This is a genomic window from Streptomyces sp. NPDC104106, assembly GCF_055584345.1.
Genome location: NZ_JBVJMF010000001.1, coordinates 86,140 through 107,176 on the forward strand (window position 1 = coordinate 86,140; position 21,037 = coordinate 107,176).

Annotated in this window: 20 protein-coding genes and 2 pseudogenes; 8 read left to right on the forward strand and 14 right to left on the reverse strand. The window is 73.2% G+C overall.

The annotated features are described in order from the left end of the window. Positions 1–29: 29 nt before the first annotated feature. The 4 genes from ACZ60X_RS00420 to ACZ60X_RS00435 form a co-directional block, all read right to left on the reverse strand. Entirely contained in the window at positions 30–1,091 is a 1,062-nt protein-coding gene (locus tag ACZ60X_RS00420) for an aminotransferase class V-fold PLP-dependent enzyme (RefSeq protein WP_469591760.1), read from the reverse strand. A gap of 96 nt (positions 1,092–1,187) precedes the next feature. Next, positions 1,188–1,907, reverse strand: coding sequence for a DsbA family oxidoreductase (locus tag ACZ60X_RS00425; RefSeq protein WP_469591762.1), 720 nt, complete (start codon positions 1,905–1,907; stop codon positions 1,188–1,190). 77 nt (positions 1,908–1,984) lie between these two features. Further along, a complete protein-coding gene (locus ACZ60X_RS00430) occupies positions 1,985–2,458 on the reverse strand; it encodes a GNAT family N-acetyltransferase (RefSeq protein ID WP_469592951.1) in 474 nt (157 codons plus the stop codon). A 41-nt stretch (positions 2,459–2,499) separates the two neighbouring features. Continuing rightward, positions 2,500–3,480, reverse strand: a complete 981-nt coding sequence (locus ACZ60X_RS00435) for a GlxA family transcriptional regulator (protein WP_469591764.1) — start codon at positions 3,478–3,480, stop codon at positions 2,500–2,502. 70 nt (positions 3,481–3,550) lie between these two features. On the opposite strand from ACZ60X_RS00435, the gene ACZ60X_RS00440 reads away from it, so the two are divergent. Next, positions 3,551–4,945 (forward strand): MFS transporter, encoded by a 1,395-nt coding sequence (locus ACZ60X_RS00440; protein ID WP_469591767.1) that lies wholly within the window; start codon positions 3,551–3,553, stop codon positions 4,943–4,945. Here the strand turns inward: ACZ60X_RS00440 and ACZ60X_RS00445 are convergent. After that, on the reverse strand, positions 4,899–5,507 hold the full coding sequence (locus ACZ60X_RS00445) for a DUF1349 domain-containing protein (RefSeq protein ID WP_469591769.1): 609 nt from the start codon (positions 5,505–5,507) through the stop codon (positions 4,899–4,901). The two genes, ACZ60X_RS00440 and ACZ60X_RS00445, sit on opposite strands and share 47 nt — an antisense overlap. A 20-nt stretch (positions 5,508–5,527) precedes the next feature. Next, positions 5,528–7,057 carry an aldehyde dehydrogenase (NADP(+)) gene (locus ACZ60X_RS00450; protein WP_469591770.1) on the reverse strand — a complete coding sequence of 510 codons (1,530 nt, stop codon included), beginning with the start codon at positions 7,055–7,057 and terminating at the stop codon, positions 5,528–5,530. Between the two features lie 157 nt (positions 7,058–7,214). On the opposite strand from ACZ60X_RS00450, the gene ACZ60X_RS00455 reads away from it, so the two are divergent. Continuing rightward, positions 7,215–7,988 (forward strand): IclR family transcriptional regulator, encoded by a 774-nt coding sequence (locus ACZ60X_RS00455; RefSeq protein ID WP_469591772.1) that lies wholly within the window; start codon positions 7,215–7,217, stop codon positions 7,986–7,988. 106 nt (positions 7,989–8,094) lie between these two features. Then, positions 8,095–9,549: a peptidoglycan D,D-transpeptidase FtsI family protein gene (locus ACZ60X_RS00460; protein WP_469591775.1), complete on the forward strand. Its 1,455-nt coding sequence runs from the start codon at positions 8,095–8,097 to the stop codon at positions 9,547–9,549. Positions 9,550–9,567: 18 nt separating this feature from the next. Here the strand turns inward: ACZ60X_RS00460 and ACZ60X_RS00465 are convergent, their stop codons facing one another. After that, complete coding sequence (locus tag ACZ60X_RS00465; RefSeq protein ID WP_469591776.1) at positions 9,568–10,965, reverse strand: NCS2 family permease; 1,398 nt, start codon at positions 10,963–10,965, stop codon at positions 9,568–9,570. A 246-nt stretch (positions 10,966–11,211) separates the two neighbouring features. Between ACZ60X_RS00465 and ACZ60X_RS00470 the strand changes: the two genes are divergently transcribed. Both ACZ60X_RS00470 and ACZ60X_RS00475 read left to right on the forward strand, forming a co-directional pair. Continuing rightward, positions 11,212–11,781 (forward strand): SigE family RNA polymerase sigma factor, encoded by a 570-nt coding sequence (locus tag ACZ60X_RS00470; RefSeq protein WP_469591778.1) that lies wholly within the window; start codon positions 11,212–11,214, stop codon positions 11,779–11,781. Continuing rightward, complete coding sequence (locus ACZ60X_RS00475; protein ID WP_469591780.1) at positions 11,778–12,608, forward strand: hypothetical protein; 831 nt, start codon at positions 11,778–11,780, stop codon at positions 12,606–12,608. The genes ACZ60X_RS00470 and ACZ60X_RS00475 overlap by 4 nt, the downstream gene beginning before the upstream one ends. 109 nt (positions 12,609–12,717) lie before the next feature. Here the strand turns inward: ACZ60X_RS00475 and ACZ60X_RS00480 are convergent, their stop codons facing one another. The 5 genes and pseudogenes from ACZ60X_RS00480 to ACZ60X_RS00500 all read right to left on the reverse strand — a co-directional run bounded on the left by ACZ60X_RS00480 (position 12,718) and on the right by ACZ60X_RS00500 (position 15,440). After that, positions 12,718–13,515 carry an HAD family acid phosphatase gene (locus tag ACZ60X_RS00480; RefSeq protein WP_469591782.1) on the reverse strand — a complete coding sequence of 266 codons (798 nt, stop codon included), beginning with the start codon at positions 13,513–13,515 and terminating at the stop codon, positions 12,718–12,720. A 131-nt stretch (positions 13,516–13,646) separates the two neighbouring features. Next, positions 13,647–13,802: pseudogene (locus tag ACZ60X_RS00485) on the reverse strand (right-handed parallel beta-helix repeat-containing protein); the annotation flags it as partial. An 87-nt stretch (positions 13,803–13,889) separates the two neighbouring features. Next, positions 13,890–14,006 (reverse strand): annotated as a pseudogene (locus ACZ60X_RS00490) (hypothetical protein); the annotation flags it as partial. Between the two features lie 386 nt (positions 14,007–14,392). Next, on the reverse strand, positions 14,393–14,974 hold the full coding sequence (locus tag ACZ60X_RS00495; protein ID WP_469591784.1) for a TIGR03086 family metal-binding protein: 582 nt from the start codon (positions 14,972–14,974) through the stop codon (positions 14,393–14,395). A 7-nt stretch (positions 14,975–14,981) separates the two neighbouring features. Next, on the reverse strand, positions 14,982–15,440 hold the full coding sequence (locus ACZ60X_RS00500) for a DUF6010 family protein (protein WP_469591786.1): 459 nt from the start codon (positions 15,438–15,440) through the stop codon (positions 14,982–14,984). A gap of 156 nt (positions 15,441–15,596) precedes the next feature. Here ACZ60X_RS00500 and ACZ60X_RS00505 point away from each other — a divergent pair, with 156 nt between their 5' ends. Next, the gene (locus ACZ60X_RS00505) at positions 15,597–16,838 is read left to right on the forward strand and encodes an MFS transporter (protein ID WP_469591788.1); all 1,242 of its coding nucleotides are present in this window, start codon (positions 15,597–15,599) and stop codon (positions 16,836–16,838) included. On the opposite strand, the gene ACZ60X_RS00510 is transcribed toward ACZ60X_RS00505, so the two are convergent. After that, positions 16,766–17,938 carry a hypothetical protein gene (locus tag ACZ60X_RS00510; RefSeq protein ID WP_469591790.1) on the reverse strand — a complete coding sequence of 391 codons (1,173 nt, stop codon included), beginning with the start codon at positions 17,936–17,938 and terminating at the stop codon, positions 16,766–16,768. The two genes, ACZ60X_RS00505 and ACZ60X_RS00510, sit on opposite strands and share 73 nt — an antisense overlap. Then, complete coding sequence (locus ACZ60X_RS00515; protein WP_469591792.1) at positions 17,935–18,876, reverse strand: 5-dehydro-4-deoxyglucarate dehydratase; 942 nt, start codon at positions 18,874–18,876, stop codon at positions 17,935–17,937. Before ACZ60X_RS00515 ends, ACZ60X_RS00510 begins: the two co-directional genes overlap by 4 nt. A gap of 211 nt (positions 18,877–19,087) precedes the next feature. Between ACZ60X_RS00515 and ACZ60X_RS00520 the strand changes: the two genes are divergently transcribed. Beyond that, complete coding sequence (locus ACZ60X_RS00520) at positions 19,088–19,897, forward strand: NAD-dependent epimerase/dehydratase family protein (RefSeq protein ID WP_469591793.1); 810 nt, start codon at positions 19,088–19,090, stop codon at positions 19,895–19,897. 328 nt (positions 19,898–20,225) lie between these two features. Beyond that, the gene (locus ACZ60X_RS00525; protein WP_469591795.1) at positions 20,226–20,996 is read left to right on the forward strand and encodes a DeoR/GlpR family DNA-binding transcription regulator; all 771 of its coding nucleotides are present in this window, start codon (positions 20,226–20,228) and stop codon (positions 20,994–20,996) included. Positions 20,997–21,037: the final 41 nt, after the last annotated feature.

Below are 21,037 nucleotides of genomic sequence, written 5' to 3' on the forward strand. Positions count from 1 at the left end.
TACGGGAGGCCCCCGGCCCGGTCGTGCCGTCAGCGGGACAGGGCCTGAAGCAGGCGGTCCACGTCGGCGGCCGTGTTGTAGAGGTGGAAGGCGGCGCGGAGGTTGCCCGCGCGGTCGGAGACCTCGATGCCGGCGCGGCCCAGCTCCGGCTGGCGGCCGCCGAGTCCGGGAACGGAGACGATCGCCGAGCCGGGGGCGGGCACCGGCGCGTGACCGAGGTCCGCGAGCCCGGCCCGGAACCGGTCGGCCAGCGCCAGGTCGTGGGCGCGGACGGCGGCCACGCCCAGCTCCTCGATGAGTTCGAGGGAGCGGCGCAGCCCGGCGTAGGTGAACAGGGCGTGGGTGAGGTCGAACCGGCGTGCGGAGCGGGCGAGTTCGGCGACGGGGCCGTAGCAGCTGTCCCAGGGTTGCTCGCCCGCGACCCAGCCCGACAGCAGCGGGGTGAGGCCGCCGAAGTCCTCGGGGACGGTGAGGAAGGCCGCGCCGTGCGGGCCGAGCAGCCACTTGAAGGAGACGGCGGCGGTGAAGTCGTAGCCGTCCGCGTCCACCGGCAGCCAGCCCGCGGCCTGGGAGAAGTCGACGTAGGTGCGGGCGCCGTGCGCGCGGGCCGCCGTGCGCAGGGCGGCGAGGTCGGCGAGCCGGCCGTCGGCGGACTGGGCGGCGCTGACCGCGACCAGCGCGGTGCCGGGGCGGACGGCCTCGGCGATCCGGTCCAGCGGCACCGCCCGCACCTTGAGGTCGCCGCGGACGTGGAAGGGGTTCAGTACGGAGGTGAAGTCGTCCTCGGCGGTGAGGACTTCGGCGCCCGCGGGCAGGGAGGCGGCGATCACGCCGGTGTGGGCGGCCACGGAGGCGCCCGCCGCGACCCGGGTGGCCGGAACACCGGCGAGCCGGGCGTACGCGGCCCGGCAGGCCTCGACGTCGTCGAAGAGCGGAAGCAGCGGCCGGCCCTCGGCCCGCAGCAGCGCCGCCTCGTGCAGCGCGGTGACGGTGCGGGCCGGGAGCAGGCCGCTGCTCGCGGTGTTCAGGAAGATGCTCTGCGGGGCGAACTCGGCGCGGACGAGGCGGTCGAACGTCTCCGTGGTCTCCATGGGTCCCACTCTGCGGCCCTCAGAAGTCCCCGTCCATTGCGGAAAAGTGAGTGGGTCTTCTCAGCAGTCCTTATACATCCGCCCGGACCTGCGGTTTCATCCCTGCTGCGGCACCGCGCAGCCGTCCGGGCCGCATGCCTCGGCGTCTTGCTGGTCGACCAGCGTCAGCGGGGGCCGCTCTGCCCACGCCTGGCCGAGCGCGCGGGTGAAGACCTCGGCGGGCTGGGCGCCGGAGACGCCGTACTTGCGGTCCAGGACGAAGAACGGCACGCCGTTCGCGCCGAGCTGGGCGGCCTCGCGCTCGTCGGCGCGCACGTCGTCGGCGTAGCGGGACGGGTCGGCGAGCACCGCGCGAACGGCCCGCTCGTCGAGCCCGGCCTCGACGGCCAGTTCCACGAGCCGCTCGTCGCCCTCGGTGAAGACGGAGCGCTCCTCGGCGAAGTTCGCCCGGTACAGGATCTGGATCAGCTCGTCCTGCCGGCCCCGCTCCTTGGCGAAGTGCAGCAGGCGGTGCATGTCGAAGGTGTTGCCGTGGTCGCGGCCGCGGGTGCGGTAGTCCAGGCCCTCGGCGGCGGCCTGGGCGCCCAGGTTGTCCTCACCGGCCTCGGCCTGCGCCTCGCTCATGCCGTACTTCCGCGTGAGCATGGTGATCACCGGCTGGACGTCGCCCTTGGCCCGGCCCGGGTCCAGTTCGAAGGAGCGGTGCACCACCTCGACCTCGTCACGGTGCGGGAAGGCGGCGAGCGCCTTGTCGAACCGCGCCTTTCCTACGTAGCACCAGGGACAGGCGATGTCCGTCCAGATCTCGACGCGCATGCTCTCGGCTCTTCTCCAGGTCTGCGGGCGCGGAGGCTCTCTCCACCGCCAGTACCTGAACGTTCAAACAACCGGTTTCATTCCGTCGGCACGGACAAGCGCAGGCCGAGGTGGTGGTCGCCGTCGGCGGGTGGGCTGTCCGGGTCCGGTAGCCAGCCCTGGCGGGCGTAGAAGGCCTGGGCGCGCCGGTTGCCGATGTGCACGTCGAGGACGGCGGTCCGACTGCCGTCGGCCCGCCACTGCTCCACGCAGGCCGCGTGCAGGGCGCTGCCGATGCCGGACCGCCAGTGGCCGGGGTCGACGTGGAACTGGAACAGCTTCACGGTGCCGGCGGGAGCGGCCTCGGGGCGCCGGAAGGAGGCGACGGCGGCGATCGCGCCCCGCTCGACCACGCACAGCACCTGGCCGTCCGGCCGCTCGATCGCGCCGCGCCAGGCGGCGGTCCAGTCGGTGCCGTCGTCCGGGAGGCCGTCCGGGTAGTACGTCGAGCGCGCCCGGCGGTGCAGCGCGGCGAGCGTCTCCGCCTCCGCGGGCAGGGCGGTGCGGATCACGCGGGCGCCTGTCAGCCGGTCGCCGGTCGTGCGGTGGGGGATCACGCCACCGAGGACGCGGCCGGCTGCTGCCCGGTTCCGTGCCTGCTGAACTGGGCGCGGTACGCGCTCGGCGTCAGGCCGGTGCGGCGGACCAGGTGGGCGCGCAGGGAGTCGGCGGTGCCGAGGCCGCAGGCGGTGGCGACCTGGTCCATGGGCAGGGTGGTGGTCTCCAGGAGTTCCTTGGCGCGCTCGATGCGCTGGTGGAGCAGCCACTGCAGGGGGCTGACCCCGCTCTCGGCGTGGAAGCGGCGGGTCAGGGTGCGCACCGATACGCCCGCGTGCCGGGCGAGGTCGGTGAGGGTGAGCGGCTTGTCCAGGTTGCGCATGGCCCAGCCCCGGGTGTCGGCGCACGCGGTGCCGCGCTCGGGCGGCAGCGGGGTCTGGGTGAACTGCGTCTGGCCGCCGGGGCGGACCGGGGCGACCAGGGCGAGGCGGGCGACGGCGTTGGCGACGGCGGCGCCGTAGTCGGTGCGGATGAGGTGCAGGCACAGGTCGATGCCGGCGGCGTAGCCGGAGGAGGTGATGTACGGCCCGTCCTGGACGTACAGCACGTCGCCGCGGAGTTCGACCTCGGGATACCGCTTGCGCAGCTCGTCGGCGTGCGCCCAGTACGTGGTCGCCTTGCGGCCGTGCAGCAGGCCCGCCTCCGCGAGCTGGAAGGCGCCGGTGCAGATGGAGGCGATGCGCTTGCCGGACCCGGCCGCCTCGCGGACGGCGGCCACGATCCGCGGGTCCGGCTCGAACGGCTCCCCGGTGCCCGCCACGACGACGGTGTCGGCCTCCCGCAGAGCGTCGAGTCCGCGGCCGACGTGCAGGTCGAGCCCGGCGGTGGTGGGGACCGGGCCGGGGACCGCCGTGCAGACGATCACCTCGTAGCCGGGCCGGCCGTCCACCTCGACCTTGCCGAAGAGCATTTCGGGGATCGCGAGGTTGAACATCGACACGGGCGAGGGCGCGATGACGACGATGCGGTGCGGCATGACCAGAACCTCCGGACACCTGGCATTCAGGCCACTACTGTACGACGGTCCGGGCCCGCAGCATGGGGACATGTCAACGAACCAGACGCACCGCGTCGGTCAACTCGCCGCCAGGACAGGCGACTTGGAGCCCCACGGGTCCTCCGCCGCGCTCACCCTCACCGCCTCGCTGCTCGGCTTCGCGCTGATCTGCCTCGACGCGTCCGTGGTGAACGTGGCGCTGCCCGCGATCGGCACCTCCATGGACGCCGGGCTGTCCGGCCTGCAGTGGGTGGTGGACGCCTACACGCTGGCGTTCGCGGCGCTGATGCTGTCCACCGGGGCCTTCTCGGACCGGACCGGGGCGAGCCGGGCGTTCGCGCTCGGGACGGCGGTGTTCACGCTCGCCTCGGCGGCCTGCGGACTGGCGCCGGACCTGGCCGTCCTGATCGGCGCCCGGGTGGTGCAGGGCGTCGCGGCGGCCGTGGTGCTCCCGGCCTCGCTGGCACTGGTGCGCCAGGCGTACCCGGAACCGGCCCGGCGGGCCCGCGCGGTGGCCGCGTGGGCGGCGGGCGGCTCGCTGGCCGTGGCACTCGGACCGGTGGCGGGCGGCGCGCTGACCACGGCGTGGGACTGGCGCGGCATCTTCTTCGTCAACCTGCCGCTGGGCGCGGCGATCCTGGCGCTGCTGGTGCGCGCCCCGCGCTCCCGCCCCCGTCCGGCGCCGCTGGACCTGCCCGGCCAGCTGACGGCCGTGACGGCCCTGGTGGCCCTGACCTTCGCCGCGATCGAGGGCGGCACGGCGGGCTGGGCCGCGCTGCTCGTGGCCGTCGTCGCGGGCGCGGCGTTCCTGCGCGTCGAGGCGCGGCAGGCCCACCCGGTGGTGCCCCTCGGCCTCTTCCGCGACCGCACCGTGGCCACGGCGGTCGCGGCGGGAGCCGCGGTCAGTGTGGCCTTCTACAGCCTGGTGTTCGTCTTCTCCCTGTTCTTCCAGCAGGTGCAGGGCCACTCCGCGCTGTACGCGGGGCTGATGTTCCTGCCGATGACCGGCCTGATCGCGGTGACCAACGTGGTGGCGGGCAAACTCGCCGGCCGCTACGGGCCCAGGCTGCCGATGCTGGTCGGGCAGCCGCTCGCCGTCGTCGGGCTGCTCGCGCTGCTGTACGTGGACGCCGGCACGCCGTCCGTCCTGGTGGCCGTGCTGCTGATCCCGCTGGCGCTGGGCTGCGCGCTGACCGTCCCGCCGCTCACGGCCGCGATGATGGACGCCGTCCCCGCCGAGCGGGCGGGGCTCGCGGCCGGGGTGCTCAACGCGGCACGGCAGGTGGCCGGCGGGCTGGGCATCGCCGTCTTCGGGGCGCTGCTCGGCCATGGCTTCGAGACCGGCATGCGGCTGAGCCTGGCCGTCGGCGCGGGTCTGCTGACGGTGACGTTCGCCCTCAGCTTCCGTCTCGCAGGTCGTCCGGCCAGCCGTGCCGGAAGGTGAGGTGGTCGTACGTCACCACGCACCCCTCCCCCAGCGGCGACTGGGCCATGAAGCCGACCAGCGCGCCCGCGGTCTCCTTCTCGTCGCCGAGGGTGAACAGCCGGACGAAGGTCCAGCGCTCGCCGTCCCGGGAGGCGTGGAAGGCGAGGGCCCGCCCGGTCCGGCTGATCCGCAGCCACACGGAACTGCCGTCCACCGTGAAGGAGTTGGCGTCGTCGGAGTGTCCCCGGGTGACCACCGTGCAGACGGTGGGCACGTCCGGGGAGTACTCCAGGCAGAGCTTGGCCCAGTCCCGCTCGCCGACGTGCGCGTACAGCACGCCGGCGTCGAAGGCCGCCCGGAAGCCCACGGTCACCCGGGCGATCAGCTGGAAGTCGCCCTCGGGCGCCCCGAGCAGCCGGGGCGCGTCGGAGGCGGGATCGAGGGCCTCACCCGTGGGCGTGACGAACCGGTCCTGCCGGGGACCGGCCCATCCGGTGAGCACGCCGTCCTCGTAGGACCAGTGCCCTTCGGGGCCGTACGTGCGCAAGGGGAAAGGGAGTTCGGGGAGTTCCACGTCCATCGGCCGATTGTGCCAGTGCCCTACCGTTCCAGGACCCCGTTGAACCGGCGCGGCAGTCCGAGGGGGTTGTCGTCCCGCAGCTCGGCGGGCAGCAGGGCGGTGGGCGCGTTCTGGTAGGCCACCGGCCGCAGCCACCGCTCGATGGCCGTACCGCCCACCGAGGTCGAGGTGGACGTGGTCGCCGGGTACGGCCCCCCGTGGTGCTGGGCCGGCGCCACGGCGACACCCGTCGGCCACGCGTTGACGACCACCCGCCCGGCGAGCGGCGTCAGTTCGGCGAGCAGCTCCGGTCCGCGGCCCTGCCCCGCGGCTTCCTCGGCGGACAGCTGGACGGTGGCGGTGAGGTTGCCCGGCAGCCGCGACAGCACGGTGGCCGCCTCCTGCTCGGAGGCGTAGCGGGCGACCACGGTGACCGGCCCGAAGCACTCCTCGAGCAGCAGGTCGTACGCCCCCTCCTCGGCCAGCTTCCCGGCCGGCACCGTGAGGAACCCGGCACTGACCGTGTGCTCGCCGCCCGCGCCGGGTGTGACGGGCGTCTCGACGTCCGCCAGGCGGGCCCGCTCCGCGACCCCGGCGACGAAGTTGTCCCGCATGCGGTGGTCGAGCAGGACCCCCGCGTCGGTGTCGCCGACGGCGTCGGTGAGGGACTTCACCAGCTGGTCGCCGCCCGCCCCGGAGGGCACGAGCACGAGGCCGGGCTTCACGCAGAACTGCCCGTCGCCGAGCGTCATCGAACCGGCCAGCCCGGCGCCGATCTCCTCGGCCCGCTCGGCGACGGCCGCCTCGGTCACCAGGACCGGGTTGAGGGAGCCGAGTTCGCCGTGGAACGGGATCGGCACTTCCCGCGCGGCGGCCTCATCGAACAGCGCGCGCCCGCCGCGCACGGAACCGGTGAAGCCCGCGGCGGCGATCAGCGGGTGCCTGATCAGCTCGATGCCCGCCTCGAAGCCGTGCACGAGGCCGACGACGGCCTCGGGGATGCCGTGCTCGGCGGCGGCCCGGCGCAGCACCTTGGCGACCAGCTCGGACAGGGCCGGGTGGTCGGGGTGCGCCTTGACGACGACCGGGCAGCCCGCGGCGAGCGCGCTCGCGGTGTCGCCGCCGGCCACGGAGAAGGCGAAGGGGAAGTTGGAGGCGGAGTAGACGGCGACGACGCCCAGCGGCACCTTGTAGCGGCGCAGGTCCGGGATCGGCGGGGTCGCGGTGTCGTCGGGGTGGTTGATGACGACGTCGAGGAAGGCGCCCTCCTCGACGATGTCGGCGAAGGCCCTCAACTGGTATCCGGTGCGGGCGAGTTCCCCGGTCAGCCGGGCCGGGCCGAGGGCGGTCTCGGCGTCGGCGGTCTCGACCAGGCCGTCCTTGGCCGCGTCCAGGCCGTCGGCGGCCGAGCGCAGGAAGGCCGCGCGGACCGTGCGGTCGGCGAGGGCGCCGCGCGCGGCGTGGGCCGCCCGGACCGCGGCGTCCACCTCCTGGGCTGTGGCCTCCACCGCAACCTGCTCACGCTGCTTCCCGGTGCGCGGGTCGACGCTCCAGACTGGTGCTGCTGCCACCGCGGGTTCCCTCCAACGAGTGTGCGCTTGACTGGGTCACCCATCAGCCGCGTTCGATATACTGAACACTGTCTCTGATGATGAATTCGCTGCTCGGAGACTACCTACCTCGGGTCCTGAATATCCAGGCCCTCGCCGAACGAAGGGGTCACGCGCGATGACGGCAGGCGACACAGGGGGCGGCGCGCAGGTCAAGTCCGCGGTACGGACCGTTGAGCTGCTCGAGTACTTCGCCGGCCGCCCTGGTATGCACTCCCTCGCGGCCGTGCAGGAGGCGGTGGGGTACCCCAAGTCCAGCCTGTACATGCTGCTGCGCACGCTCGTCGAACTGGGCTGGGTCGAGACGGACGCGACGGGCACGCGGTACGGCATCGGGGTGCGGGCCCTGCTGGTCGGCACGTCGTACATCGACGGCGACGAGGTGGTCGCGGCGGCCCGACCGACGCTGGACCGGCTGTCGGACGACACCACGGAGACGATCCACCTGGCGCGCCTCGACGGCACGAACGTCGTCTATCTCGCCACCCGCCAGTCCCAGCACTATCTGCGCCCGTTCACCCGGGTCGGCCGCCGCCTGCCCGCCCACTCCACCTCCCTCGGCAAGGCGATCCTCGCCACCTACACCGACGAGCAGGTCCGGGGGCTGCTCCCGGAGGCCCTCCCGGCGCTCACCGAGCACACGACCACCGACCGCGAGAAGCTCATCGAGGAGCTGCACCAGGTGCGCGAGCAGGGCTTCGCGGTCGACCGCGAGGAGAACACGCTCGGCCTGCGCTGCTTCGGCGTGGCGATCCCGTACCGCACCCCGGCCCGGGACGCGGTCAGCTGCTCGGTGCCGGTGGCCCGGCTGACCCCCGCGCACGAGCAGATGATCAAGGACGCGCTGTTCGACGCCCGCGACCGGCTGACGCTGGCGACCCGCAGGCTCTGACCGGACGCCCAGGGGGCCGTTCCCTCCTGATCCTTCCTGAGCGTCCGATGAGAAAACGGGCGTTACGGGAACGATCGACCCCATCCCGGTCGTCTTCCTGACCGGGATGAACAAGACGATCAGGCGGGCGTCCGTCTTCGTGATGCTGCTCGTGCTCGCCCTGCTGGTCAGGGCGACATGGGTGCAGTTCTACGACGGCAAGGCCCTCGCGGACGACAACGACAACCGGCGGAACGCGATCGAGACGTACTCGCGGCCGCTCGGGAACATCATCGTGGCCGGGAACGCCATCACCGGCTCCACGCGCACGAAGGGGGGCGACCTCGCGTACAGGCGCACGTACACGGACGGCAGGCTCTACGCCGCGGTGACGGGCTACGCCTCGCAGGCCTACGCCCCCACCCAGCTGGAGGGCATCTACCAGGACCTGCTCAACGGCACGGACCCCAGGCTGAAGACGGTCATGAACACGCTCACCGGTGAGCGCGCCGACCCCGGCAACGTGCTCACGACGATCGACCCTGCCGTGCAGAAGGCCGGCTACCAGGCCCTCGGTGACAAGAAGGGCGCGGCCGTCGCGATCGACCCGAAGACCGGCAGGATCCTCGCCGTGGTGTCGACGCCGTCGTACGACCCCTCGTCGCTCACCGACGCGGGCACCGCCGGGACCGCCTGGAAGCAGCTGGGCGCCGACCAGGACAAGCCGCTGACCAACCGCGCGCTGCGCCAGCCGCTGCCGCCGGGGTCCACGTTCAAGCTGGTCGTGGCGGCGGCCGCGCTGGAGGACGGGCTGTACAAGAACGTGGACCAGGCCACCGACAGCCCCAACCCCTACACCCTGCCGGGCACGGTGAGGCCGCTGGCGAACGAGAACGCGTCGGCCCCGTGCGCGAACGCCTCGATCCGGGTCGCCCTGCAGTACTCCTGCAACAACGTCTTCGGCAAGATGGCCGTCGACCTCGGGCAGGACAAGGTGCGGGCCATGGCCGAGAGGTTCGGGTTCAACGACGACGCGTTCGACGTGCCGGTGCGGGCCTACGCCAGCGTGTACCCGTCGAAGATGGACAAGGCCCAGACCGGGCTGTCCGGCATCGGGCAGTTCGACGTCACCGCGACCCCGCTCCAGATGGCCATGGTCTCCGCGGCCATCGCCAACGGCGGCAAGCTGGTCTCGCCGCACATGGTGTCGCAGATCACCGACAGCGGCGGTGGCGTGTTGCACGACTACGACAAGGACGCCGGGACGAAGCAGGTCGTCAGCTCCTCCACCGCCGACCAGTTGCAGTCGGCGATGGAGACGGTGGTCGAGAAGGGCACCGGTACCAACGCCCTGATCCACGGCGTCACGGTCGGCGGCAAGACCGGCACCGCCCAGCACGGCGAGAACAACAGCAAGACGCCGTACGCCTGGTTCACGTCCTTCGGGAAGTCCGGCGGCACCGGCAAGGAGATCGCCGTGGCGGTCATGGTCGAGCAGTCGGACGCGGCGCGCTCCGAGGTCAGCGGCAACGGGCTGGCCGCGCCGGTGGCCAGGGCGATGATGCAGGCGGCCTTGAAGTGAGGCTCCCCATGGGCGCCCTCACTTCACGCCGAGGATCTGCTCCACCGGGTCGATCGCGAAGTACACGAGGAACAGCGCCGAGACGCCCCACAGCAGCCAGTTGACCTCGCGCGCCTTGCCGAGCACCGCCTTGACGATCACGTAGGACAGGAACCCGGCCCCGATGCCGTCGGTGATGGAGTACGTGAACGGCATGACGGCGATGGTGAGGAACGCCGGGACGGCGATCTCGTAGCGGTCCCAGTCGATGTGCTTGACGTGGGTCATCATCAGGAAGCCCACCGCGATCAGCGCGGGGGCCGCGGCCTGGAGCGGGACGATGGTGAGCAGCGGGCTGAGGAAGAGGGCGAGGCCGAACAGGCCGCCGGTGACGAGGTTGGCGAAGCCGGTGCGGGCGCCCTCGCCGACGCCGGCCGCCGACTCGATGTAGGCGGTGTTGGAGGAGGCGGAGCCGAGACCGCCGGCGACGGCGGCGGCCCCGTCGATGAACAGCACCCGGCCGATGCCGGGCACCTGTCCCCGCTCGTCCAGCAGCCCGGCCTCGGCGCTGATGCCGACGATCGTGCCCATGGCGTCGAAGAAGTCGGACAGGATCAGGGTGAAGACGAGCAGCACGGCGGTGAGCGCGCCGGCCTTGCCGAACCCGCCGAACAGGCTGAAGTGACCGATCAGCCCGAAGTCCGGGGCGGCGACGAGCTTGTCGGGGACCTTGGGCGTGGTCAGGCCCCAGCTCTTGATGTCGGCGAGTGCGTTGATGACGATCGCGACGACGGTCATCGTCACGATGCTGATGAGGATCGCGCCCTTCACCTTCCTCGCCAGCAGCGCGATGGTCAGGAGCACGCCGAGGCAGAAGACGAGCACGGGCCAGCCGGTGAGCCGCCCCGCGGCGCCGAGCTGCACGGGCACGGTGGTGCCGGCGGCGTCCGGGACCCGGCTGACGAACCCGGCGTCGACGAAGCCGATGAACGCGATGAACAGCCCGATGCCCACACCGATCGCCTGCTTCAGCTGGTGCGGGATCGCGTTCATGATCGCTTCCCGTAGTCCGGTGAGGACCAGCAGGCAGATGACGAGGCCCTCCAGGACCACCAGGCCCATCGCGTCGGCCCAGCTCATGAGCGGCGCCAGCTGGAAGGCGACGACGGCGTTGAGGCCGAGTCCGGCGGCGATCGCGAGCGGCAGGTTGCCGCCGACGCCCATGATGATCGTCATCACACAGGCCACCAGCGCGGTGGCGGTGACGAGTTGGCCGGTGTCGAGCGTGTGCCCGAACTTGTCCTTGGCACTTCCCAGGATGATCGGATTCAGGACAAGGATGTAGGCCATCGTGAAGAACGTGGCGAAGCCGCCGCGTATCTCCCGGCCGATGGTGGATCCCCGTTCGGAGATTCTGAAGTACCCGTCGACGGACATGGGTCGACTCCTTGTCGCCTGGTGAGCGGTGCGCGGATGCTGGCTGGATTGTTCCCCTGTCGAACCCGGTTCAGGTTTTCCCCGTGTTACGGAATCTGGTTCGGCGGGTCATACACCGTCCGAACCCCCGTACGCCTTCACCAAATGATCACTGCTACGCTTCCGGATCTCCGCCCGGGCACCCCCTCCCGGTGCCCTATGTCATTCGCATGACACTCACAGAGCCGTACCGAGAAGAGGTCACCCGTGGGCACAGTCGTCGACGACGCCGCCTCCGTGGAGTTCCATGCCTTCTTCGAACGGCACTACGCCGAACTCTCCCGCCTCGCCCATCTGTTGACCGGCGAGTCCGATGCCGCGGACGATCTCGCGGCGGACGCGCTGCTCGCGCTGTGGCACCGCTGGGACCGGGTGCGCGGCGCCGACCACCCGGTCGCGTACGCGCGGGGCGTGGTCGCCAACCTGGCCCGCACCCGGATCCGCAGCGCGGTGCGCGAGCGGCGCCGGATGGCACTGTTCTGGTCGCACCGCGAGGAGAGGACCGAGAACCCGGACGTGGCCGGCGTGGTGGACGTGCAGGAGGCGCTGCGCAGGCTGCCGTTCCGCAAACGGGCCTGCGTGGTGCTGCGGCACGCGTTCGACCTCTCGGAGAAGGACACCGCGCTCGCGCTCGGGGTGTCGGTGGGTACGGTGAAGAGCCAGACGTCCAAGGGCATGGCCGAACTGCAACGCCTGCTCGGCCCCCAGGGCGAACCGCGGCGGATGCACGCGGCGATGGCGGCCCGGGGCGGCGAGAGCGGAGGAAGGAACCGATGAGGCGGCAGGACGTGCACGACGAGCTGCGCGCCCGGCTGCACGAGGCGGCCGAGGCCCACGAACCCGACCGCGCGCGCATCCTGGCCCGCGTGGAGCGCGGCATGGCCCGGGCCTCCGGCTCCGCCCGCTCCGGCCACCGGGCCACGGGACCGCGAGTGGTGGGCTGGGCGCGGGTGCTCGGCGCCACCGCGGCGGTCGCCGGGGTGCTCGCCGTGGGCGGGTACGCCGTGGCGTCCGCCGTGCGGGACAAGCCTCCCACGGGGCAGACGGTGGCGGTCTCTCCGACGCCCACGCCCCCGGCGCCGGACGCGACGACGCGCCCGCCGGCGCACACCGCCGCTCCCACGCCCCGCGCGGGCGTCCCGTTGCCCTCGCACACCGCGGCCGCCCCGCGGGCCACCGCCTCCGCACAGCCGCCCGCCGCCCGCCACGAGCAGGACGGCCCCCTGTGGTCCGACGGCTCGGTGGACCCGCACGGCAACGAGTTCTGGGCGCAGAGCGATCTGACCCTGAAGACCTCGCAGCAACTCTCCGCGCTGACGGTGGAGTTGAAGGTCGCCCAGACCGGCGGGGTGGCGTCCACGGGCGCGTGGTGCTCCCTGCCCGAGGACGACTTCACGCAGACGGTCACGGAGCGGGACGGTTTCGTCGTCTACACCTGGACGCTGAAGGAGGGGCGCACCGTACCGACGGGGCGATGGGTGTTCGCGGGGCAGTACGACCACGCGCGGGGCGGGCGGGACGCGCGGAACGACAGCTACACCTTCGCCGGTACCGCGGGCGGCGCTCCGTACGCGGTGCAGGGCGACTTCGCCCGGCACGGCTGACGGCGCCGCGCGAAGACGACCGAAGCCCTCGTCCGCCCCCGCCACGGCACGGTGCCGCCGGCGACGGGGGCGGAGTACGACCGCCTGCCCAAGTCCTACGGCTGGGCGGTCAGGCGACGAAGTACGTCGGGTTGGGCAGCTTGTACGTCCGGTCGGCGTAGCCGCCGTCCAGGTCCGAGTACTGGTCGCCGAAGCTGGCGATGATCTCGTAGCCGAGGTCGTCCTCGATGTGCCTGCGGGTGCCGGACTTGTACTGCACGGTCGTGCACTTCCAGGCGCCGGCGGTGGCGCAGTCGCCGAGGTAGGCCGGCGGGTTGGCCGCGTTCTTGAGGAACATGTGGTCGGCGTCGAGGTTCACATCGGCGCCGACCTTCTTCAGGTTGGCGACGGCGGCGCCGCGCTGGGCCTCGGTGAGCCCGGAGTTGTAGAAGACCTCGACGCCCTTGGACGCGGCGTAGCGCACCAGCTCGGGGCTGCCGAAGACGGCGGGCCGGTCGGCGCGGTTCACGTAGTCGTTCCAGGTGGTGGAGTTGTACGTGTAGTTGGAGCGCTTCTCGTAGTCCAGGCTGAGCAGCAGGGTGTCGTCGATGTCGAACATGACGGCCGGCCTCTCACCGTGCCGGTGCGCCTTGCGGGCGGCCTTGTCGATGTAGGCCTTCGCGTCGGCGTCGATCCGGGCCAGGTCCTTGGCGTACGGGCTGTCCGGGGACGCCTGGTAGACGCCGCTGCTGTCGGCGTGGGTGCCGTAGTAGGTGTCGATGTCCTTCGCCAACAGCCCGATGTTGGCGGGCTCGTGGGTGGAGTTGGCCGTCGACTGCCCGGCGGTGGCCGCGCCCGCGCCGTACAGCGCGGCACCGGCGAGCACGCAGGCGGCGCCGGCGGCAAGGGCTCTGTGGGACTTCCGCATGGATTCTCCGGATCTGGTGGTGGGGAGAGACGTACCAGGTCACGGATTGTCTACGCGCATCACGCCCCGCGGGGCGAGCGCTGTTATCCGATCGATACGCGGCGCCCACCCCTTCGGCGGCCCCCGGGCGGTCAGTTCATAGTCGCGCCGATCGTCGTGCTCCCCGTCGTCAGGAACGTGGTGTCCGGCAGGGAGCCGTCCGCCGTACGGGCGTTGTGCACCGTGCTCGCGTCCGTGGCGACGAAGGGCGGTGCGGAGACGTTCGGGTCCCCGTTGCCACCGGCAGCCGGAAGCAGGCGTCACGGGGGCGCCCGCGACGCCGCGTATCGTCAACGCGCGCTTGTCGCCGGGACGTCGACGACCTCCCGGTACGTCCCCGGGTGCGGGAGGATCGGCCGGCGGGGCCGTCCGGCGATGTGCTTGATGACCGCGCCGTCCGGGCAGAGGTTGCCGCGCAGTACGGCGACCCCGCCCTCGCTCGCGACCGGGTTGCCGCTTCCGGCGACGGCAGCCGGGGGAAGCCGTGTTGCCGGGCTGGGACGTCTCAGAAGGCCCGACATGGGTGACGAGCGGTTCCCGCACCCGTGTCGATGCCGGCCTCGCGCGGGAACAGGCGGGCGCGGGCGGCGAGTTCCCGCAGTGCGCCGCACGGGCGGTCAGCCGCAGGTTCCCGTGCCGGACGTCGTGGCCGTCGGACAAGGACCGGAAGCCGAGGACGGCTGCGGGGACGGTGGGGGTCAGGGAGAGGGGAGGGAGCGTACGGCGCCCTCGGGAGGAGGGGCGCCGCGACTCCGCCTGCGCCGACGCGACGCCCCGTCTCCGGCGGCCCTGTCTCCGGTGGCCCCTTGTCTCCCTGTGTCTGCCTGTCCGGCGGGGCCTACGGCCGCCACCCGGGATCCCGGCCGCTCAGTCCCACCGCCCGGTCCAGCAGGGGCGAGGAGTCCGGCACCGGGACCACCGGTCCGAACAGGCCGCTGCCCCGGTTCGGATCGTCCGCGGCGGCGCGCAGGAAGGTGAGCGCCGAGCCCAGGGCGGCCGGGTCCGGGACGTACTCCTGGCCCGTGGCGCGGGCCAGGTCCCATCCGTGGACGACCAGTTCGTCGGCGACGACGGCGCCCGCGACCGCCGCCGGCAGGTCCACCCCGCCCGCCCGGGTGCCGCCGGTCCACGCGGCCGGGTCGCGCCAGGCGTCGGCCAGTTCGTCCAGCACCTTGGGCAGCTCCTCGCGCCAGCCCGGCCCGATGTCCGGGACGGCGGCGTTCGGGCTGGTGTCGGTCGTGGGGCCGAGGTCCTTGCGGGCCGCGTCGCGGAAGGCGACGGACAGCCCCAGCAGATGGCCCAGCAGGTTGCGCACCGGCAGGTCCGGGCACGGTGTCGGGCCCGTCAGCTGCTCGTCGGTCACGGACTCGGCGAGCCGCGCCACGATCCTGGTCTGGGGTCCAAGGTCCAGCGTGGTCATGCCTGTCTCACTCCTTCAGGGTCGCACTACCCGTACGGAGGGCTGACCGGCCGGCGACCGGGAACTCATCGGTACCGGGCGCGCGCGTACGCGTGCGCCGCCACGGCGACCGGCCGCCGCCCAGGCACCACACGGCGATCACGGGGTCGCACAGTGCGCAGCCGAACGAGGAGTCGTGGGCGAAGGGGACGATCGGGTGGCCCTTGAGGTGGTGGACGACGTCCCAGGCCGTGTGCAGCAGCCAGCCGACGCCGGTCCAGGCCCAGGAGTCGAGGCCCTTGTAGGCCACGTAGGTGGCCGGCACGGTGAACGCGAACTCCCAGCCGCCGAGACCCCCGCCGCTGAGGTAGGCGGCACCCGCGCCGCCGACCATGACGGCGTTGAAGCGGCGCCGGTGGGGTTCGGGGAGGAGGGACATGAGCAGGACGTAGACGAGACCGATGAGAATCGGGGCGACGTAGCGCATGCGGTCGACCGTAGGCTCCGCTCCCCCTGTGCCCCAGGGGCACAACTGACAGGTTCCGACGGATTGCCGCCGACGCCGGGGCGCCGTGCGACGCCGTGGGGAACAGGGCACCTCACCGATCCCCGCGCACCCCCCTTAGGCCCACGATGACCGGGCATGACGACTTCGTGGACCCTGCTGCGCGTCCTGCGCGACCGCAACGCGGGGCTGTACCTCACGGGCCTGACGGTGTCCGCCTTCGGCACGTCCTCGCTGTGGCTGGCGGCCGGCGTGTGGGTCAAGGACCTCACCGGTTCCGACGGCCTGGCCGCCCTGTGCATGCTCGCCATGTGGGCGCCCGCCCTCGCGGGTCCGGTGCTGGGCACGATCGCCGACCGGGTGCGCCGGGGGCCCCTGCTCATCGCGCTGGACCTGGGGCTCGCCGCCGCCCTCCTCACCCTCTTCGGCGTCCGCTCCCCCGGCGGACTGTGGCTGCTGTTCACGGTCCTGCTCCTGTACGGCGCCGTCGCCGTCGTCGCCGAGGCCGCCGTGTCGGCCCTGGTCACCGTCGCCGTGGACGCGGACGTCCTCGGCGACTTCAACGGGCTGCGGATGACCGTCACGGAGGGCATGAAACTGCTCGCGCCGCTGACCGGGGCGGGCCTGTACACGCTGTTCGGCGGTCCGGCCGTCGCCTGTCTGGACGCGGCCACCTTCGTGCTCTCGGCCGGGATGTACGCGCTGCTGCGCGTGCGGGAGGAACGCCCCGTGCGCTCCGGCGGCCACTGGCGCACACAGACCGCCGAGGGCGTACGGCACCTGTGGGGCCACCCCGGCCTGCGCCCGCTGGTCGCGGCCGGCGGTACGACGATGCTGCTCGGCTCGCTGAGCGCCACGACCGTGTACGCCGTCGTGGACCGGCTCGGCCACTCCCCCGCCTACACGGGCGTGCTCTACGCCGTGCAGGGCGCCGGTTCGGTGGCGGCCGGGCTCACGGCGGGAGCCGCGCTGCGGCGGCTCGGCGGGCGCCGGCTCGCGGCGGCGGGCATCGCGCTGAACGCGCTCGCGGTGGCCGCACGGGCGGTGCCCTCGGACGCGGTGGCCCTGGTGTCCGCCGCGGCGGTCGGGCTGGGCCTGCCGTGTGTGCTCGTCGCGGTGTTCACCGCCGTGCAGCGCGAGACGCCCGGCCCGCTGCTGGGCCGGGCGACGGCCACCGCCAACACGCTCGTGTTCACGCCCAACGTCGTCGGGCTGGGCGTCGGGGCGGGCCTGGTGGAATTGGCCTCCCCGGCGCTGCTGCTGCCCCTCTACGGCCTCGCGATGCTGCTGACGGCGGCCGTGCTCGCTCAGCGCGCGGACAGCTCGGACAGCGCCTCGCCCACCGCGGCGAGGTCGTCGTCCGACGCCAACCCGGCGTGATACAGCCGCAGTTCGGTGGCGCCCTGGGCACGCACGCGTGCCGCGTCCCGCGCGAGCGTGCCGGGGCTGCCGCCCATGCCGGAGACCACCGTCAGGTTGGCGGCCAGCACCGTCTCCGGCCGGGCGTGTGCGACGAAGGGCGCCAGCAGCTGCGTACCCCCCGCGCAGGGCACGACGACGCCGTCGGCGACGGCGAGCACGCGCGCGGGGTCGACACCGGGGTTGGCGCCGCAGTGGTAGGGGACCGGGTCGGCGTGCAGCAGGATCTGGAAGCCGGTCGGCGCGGCGGCGCGTACGGCGGCGACGGCCTCCTCCTGGAGGGCGCCGGCGGTCTCCTCGCGCCACGCGCGCGTGCGGGTCGCCGTCTCCGCCCCGAGCAGCTTGACGACCGTGGGCCAGCCCTCGTCCTGCGCCGCGCCCCGCCACAGCGGCTCCAGCGCGTCGCGCACGGCGGCCGCCAGCGCGTCCGGATCGAGGCCCTGTTCGCCGTATCCGGCGCGGCAGGACGGGCAGAAGCACAGGGCCATCAGGTACTGCCCGGCGTCCCCGAGGCCGACCCCGCCGATCTTGTCGTGGGCGTGCAGATGCTGGAGGCCGTACCAGCCGAGGGACTCCAGCTCGGTGCCGCGCGCACCGGGGCGCACGGCGGCCTCGGCGGCGAGGTCGACGAGGTACGCGCGCGTGGCGGGCTGCGCGACACAGGGCGCCCACGGGTAGCGGTCGCCGTAGGCGTTGACGACGGAGGTGTCCGGATGCTCGGCGCCCAGGCGGGAGTTGTGGGCGAGCACGACCCAGGTGTGCACCTCCAGCCCGGCCGCCGTAAGGGCCCGCGCCGCCTCGCCGTAGGCGTCCGCGGGGGCCCAGCGGCCGGCGGGGTACGGCCGCAGGCCCCGGCCCGCCCAGCGGTCGCCCGGCGGGTAGAGGACGGCCGCGTACTCGGCGGTGACGATGCGGTGGCGGGGGTGGCGGGGGGTCAGGGCGCGGGTGGAGTGGTAGGCGGCGGCGAGGGTCACCTGCGCCACGCCGAGCCCGGCCACGCGCGCGGGGGCCCCGGGGTCCCCGTTGACGTCCCAGGGGTAGACGAACGCCGAGGCCTTCACGCGTACGCCTCCAGCAGCGCGTGTCCCCGCTCGATCAGCTGGGCGAGCTGCTCGACGTGGTCCTGCGACGGTTCGTGCAGCGGGGGCCGGACCTCGCCGACGTCCAGGCCGCGCAGCCGTACGCCCGCCTTGACGAGGGAGACGGCGTAGCCGCGGCCCTGGGCGCGCAGTTCGACGAACGGGCGGTAGAAGCCGTCCAGGAGGCGCCGTACGGTCCCCGTGTCGCCTGCCGCGAGGGCGCGGTGGAAGGCGAGCGCGATCTCGGGGGCGAAGCAGAAGACCGCCGAGGAGTACAGGGTGATGCCGAGGGCGCGGTAGGCGAGCTGGGTCTGCTCGGCGGTGGGCAGGCCGTTGAAGTACAGGAAGTCGCCGGGGGCCTCGGTGCGTACGGCGCTGACGACGCGCTGCATGAGGTCGAGGTCGCCGAGTCCGTCCTTGAGGCCGATGACGCCGTCGCTGCGGGCGAGTTCGACCACCGTGGACGGGGTGAAGACGGCGTTGTCGCGCTGGTAGACGATGACCGGCAGGGCCGCGGCGGCGGCGAGCTCGCGGTAGTGGCGCAGCAGGCCCTGCTGACCGGCCCGGACGAGGTAGGGCGGCATGGCGAGCAGGCCGTCGGCGCCCGCCTCCTCGGCCAGGCGCGCGTAGCGGACGGCGAGCGCGGTGCCGTATCCGGCGCCCGCGACCACCGGCACCCGGCCCTCGGCGGCCTCCACGGCCGCCCGGACGCAACGGCCGAACTCCTCGGGCAGCAGCGCGTGGAACTCCCCGGTGCCGCAGGCGGCGAACACCGCGGCGGCGCCGGCCTCGACGCCCCGGCGCACATGGGCGCGGTAGACGTCGAGATCGAGGGCGCCGCCTCGGCCGTAGGCCGTGACGGGGAAGAAGAGCGGCCCGCGCGGATCGCTGAGCCGTTCGGTGAGAGGGGCTGGCGTCACGGGCTCTCCCTTGGAACACGCCGGTGCATGTTTCTGATTAGCGTCCATATTTCTGAACTCGACCACGCTAAGGGCCCTTCTTGTGGCGGGTCAAGCCGCAACCGCGCGACTCCGGTGCGGATCCACAAGGAGCGGGCGAGACGTGACGGTGTACGGTGAAACCCTTGCGCCAGTCCATGTATATGAATGCCGGCTACAAGGAGAACCGAGGATGCCCGCTCCCCGCACCGTTCTGCTCACCGGCGCCGCCGGCGGACTCGGCACCCTGATGCGGTCCCTGCTGCCGGAGTACGGCTACGCGCTGCGCCTGTTCGACGCCCGCCCGGTCGACGGCGAGCCGGACGCGATCACCGCCGACCTCTGCGACACGGCTGCGGTGCGCGAGGCGGTGCGGGGCGTGGACGCGGTCCTCCACCTCGCGGGCATCTCCCTGGAAGCCCCCTTCGAGAAGATCCTGAGGTCGAACATCGAGGGCACCTACCAGCTGTACGAGGCGGCCCGCCAGGAGGGCGTGCGCCGGATCGTGTTCGCCTCCTCCAACCACGCCGTGGGCTTCACCCCCGCCCCGCGCCCGGGAGACCCGCTCATCCCGATCGGCACCCCGCGCCGCCCGGACACCTTCTACGGCCTGTCCAAGTCCTTCGGCGAGGACCTCGCCCAGCTGTACTGGGACAGGCACGGCCTGGAGACGGTCTCGGTGCGCATCGGCTCCTGCTTCCCGGAGCCGACCAGCGTGCGCATGCTCTCGGTCTGGATGAGCCCGGCCGACGGCGCCCGCCTCTTCCACGCCGCCCTGACCGCCGAGGGGGTCGGCCACACGGTGGTCTACGGCTCCTCCGCCAACACCCGGCTGTGGTGGGACCTGAGCACCGCGCGGGCGCTCGGCTACGAGCCGCGGGACGACTCCGAGCCGTACGCCGGGAAGCTGATCGCCGAGCAGGGCGAGCTGGACCCCGGGAACCCGGCGCACAGCCACCTGGGCGGGCCCTTCGTGACCGACCCGCCGATCTGGCCGTACTGACCCCTGAAGGGAACCGCGGGCGGCGGAGAACTGCCCGCCCACGCGCGCGGGCGGGCACCGAACGGGCCCGCCCGCGGCCGTGTTCGGGCGTGCGCGGCGCCCGTTCCCACTCCGCCGGGCACGGCCTCGCAGGTCCGCGCCGGGCACGGCGCTTCGCAAACGGGCCCACACGGGCAGGAACGGGCCCGGGACAGGCCTGGTCAGGGCCGCGCACCCGCTGTAGAACTTCCCCCATGGGCCCGAACGGGCAGCGCGCGACCGATTCGCGCGGACCGAGCGCCCCGAAGGCGGACGAGCCGCGGACCACAGCGGGAGAGCGGGTGACGGCATGAGTGCGAGGACGGCCGAGGAACGCCAGCGCGAGATCGTGCGCGTGGCGCGCGCCACCGGCTCGGTCGACGTCAGCGCGCTCGCCGCCGAGCTGGGCGTGGCCAAGGAGACCATCCGGCGCGATCTGCGCGCCCTGGAGGACCACGGCCTGGTCCGCCGTACGCACGGCGGCGCCTATCCGGTGGAGAGCGCCGGGTTCGAGACGACCCTCGCCTTCCGCGCCACCAGCCACGTGCCCGAGAAGCGCCGGATCGCGGCCGCCGCGGCGGAGCTGCTCGGGGACGCCGAGACGGTCTTCGTGGACGAGGGCTTCACCCCGCAGCTCATCGCCGAGGCGCTGCCCACGGGCAGGCCGCTGACCGTCGTCACCGCCTCGCTGCCGGTCGCGGGCGCCCTGGCGGAGGCCGACCACATCTCGGTGCTGCTGCTCGGCGGGCGGGTGCGGCCGGGCACGCTGGCCACCGTCGACCACTGGACGACGAAGATGCTCGCCGGGTTCGTCCTCGACCTCGCCTTCATCGGCGCCAACGGCATCTCCCGCGAATACGGCCTGACCACGCCCGACCCGGCGGTCAGCGAGGTCAAGGCGCAGGCGATGCGGGCCGCGCGGCGGACCGTGTTCGCCGGCGTGCACACCAAGTTCGGCGCGGTCAGCTTCTGCCGGTTCGCGGAGGTCGGCGCGCTGGAGGCGATCGTGACGAGCACCCTGCTCCCGGCCGCCGAGGCCCACCGCTACTCCCTGCTGGGCCCACAGGTCATCCGGGTCTGAAAGACGAACTCGCCCACCTATAGGGCCTCGCCATACCGACG

Excerpts from the sequence above, each read along its gene's own strand:
- ACZ60X_RS00445 (WP_469591769.1), bottom strand. The coding sequence starts at position 5,507 with ATGGACGTGGAACTCCCCGAACTCCCTTTCCCCTTGCGCACGTACGGC.
- ACZ60X_RS00420 (WP_469591760.1), bottom strand. The coding sequence starts at position 1,091 with ATGGAGACCACGGAGACGTTCGACCGCCTCGTCCGCGCCGAGTTCGCC.
- ACZ60X_RS00505 (WP_469591788.1), top strand. The coding sequence starts at position 15,597 with ATGACGACTTCGTGGACCCTGCTGCGCGTCCTGCGCGACCGCAACGCG.
- ACZ60X_RS00465 (WP_469591776.1), bottom strand. The coding sequence starts at position 10,965 with ATGTCCGTCGACGGGTACTTCAGAATCTCCGAACGGGGATCCACCATC.
- ACZ60X_RS00480 (WP_469591782.1), bottom strand. The coding sequence starts at position 13,515 with ATGCGGAAGTCCCACAGAGCCCTTGCCGCCGGCGCCGCCTGCGTGCTC.
- ACZ60X_RS00460 (WP_469591775.1), top strand. The coding sequence starts at position 8,095 with ATGAACAAGACGATCAGGCGGGCGTCCGTCTTCGTGATGCTGCTCGTG.
- ACZ60X_RS00495 (WP_469591784.1), bottom strand. The coding sequence starts at position 14,974 with ATGACCACGCTGGACCTTGGACCCCAGACCAGGATCGTGGCGCGGCTC.
- ACZ60X_RS00455 (WP_469591772.1), top strand. The coding sequence starts at position 7,215 with ATGACGGCAGGCGACACAGGGGGCGGCGCGCAGGTCAAGTCCGCGGTA.
- ACZ60X_RS00425 (WP_469591762.1), bottom strand. The coding sequence starts at position 1,907 with ATGCGCGTCGAGATCTGGACGGACATCGCCTGTCCCTGGTGCTACGTA.
- ACZ60X_RS00520 (WP_469591793.1), top strand. The coding sequence starts at position 19,088 with ATGCCCGCTCCCCGCACCGTTCTGCTCACCGGCGCCGCCGGCGGACTC.
- ACZ60X_RS00525 (WP_469591795.1), top strand. The coding sequence starts at position 20,226 with ATGAGTGCGAGGACGGCCGAGGAACGCCAGCGCGAGATCGTGCGCGTG.
- ACZ60X_RS00475 (WP_469591780.1), top strand. The coding sequence starts at position 11,778 with ATGAGGCGGCAGGACGTGCACGACGAGCTGCGCGCCCGGCTGCACGAG.
- ACZ60X_RS00440 (WP_469591767.1), top strand. The coding sequence starts at position 3,551 with ATGTCAACGAACCAGACGCACCGCGTCGGTCAACTCGCCGCCAGGACA.
- ACZ60X_RS00435 (WP_469591764.1), bottom strand. The coding sequence starts at position 3,480 with ATGCCGCACCGCATCGTCGTCATCGCGCCCTCGCCCGTGTCGATGTTC.
- ACZ60X_RS00500 (WP_469591786.1), bottom strand. The coding sequence starts at position 15,440 with ATGCGCTACGTCGCCCCGATTCTCATCGGTCTCGTCTACGTCCTGCTC.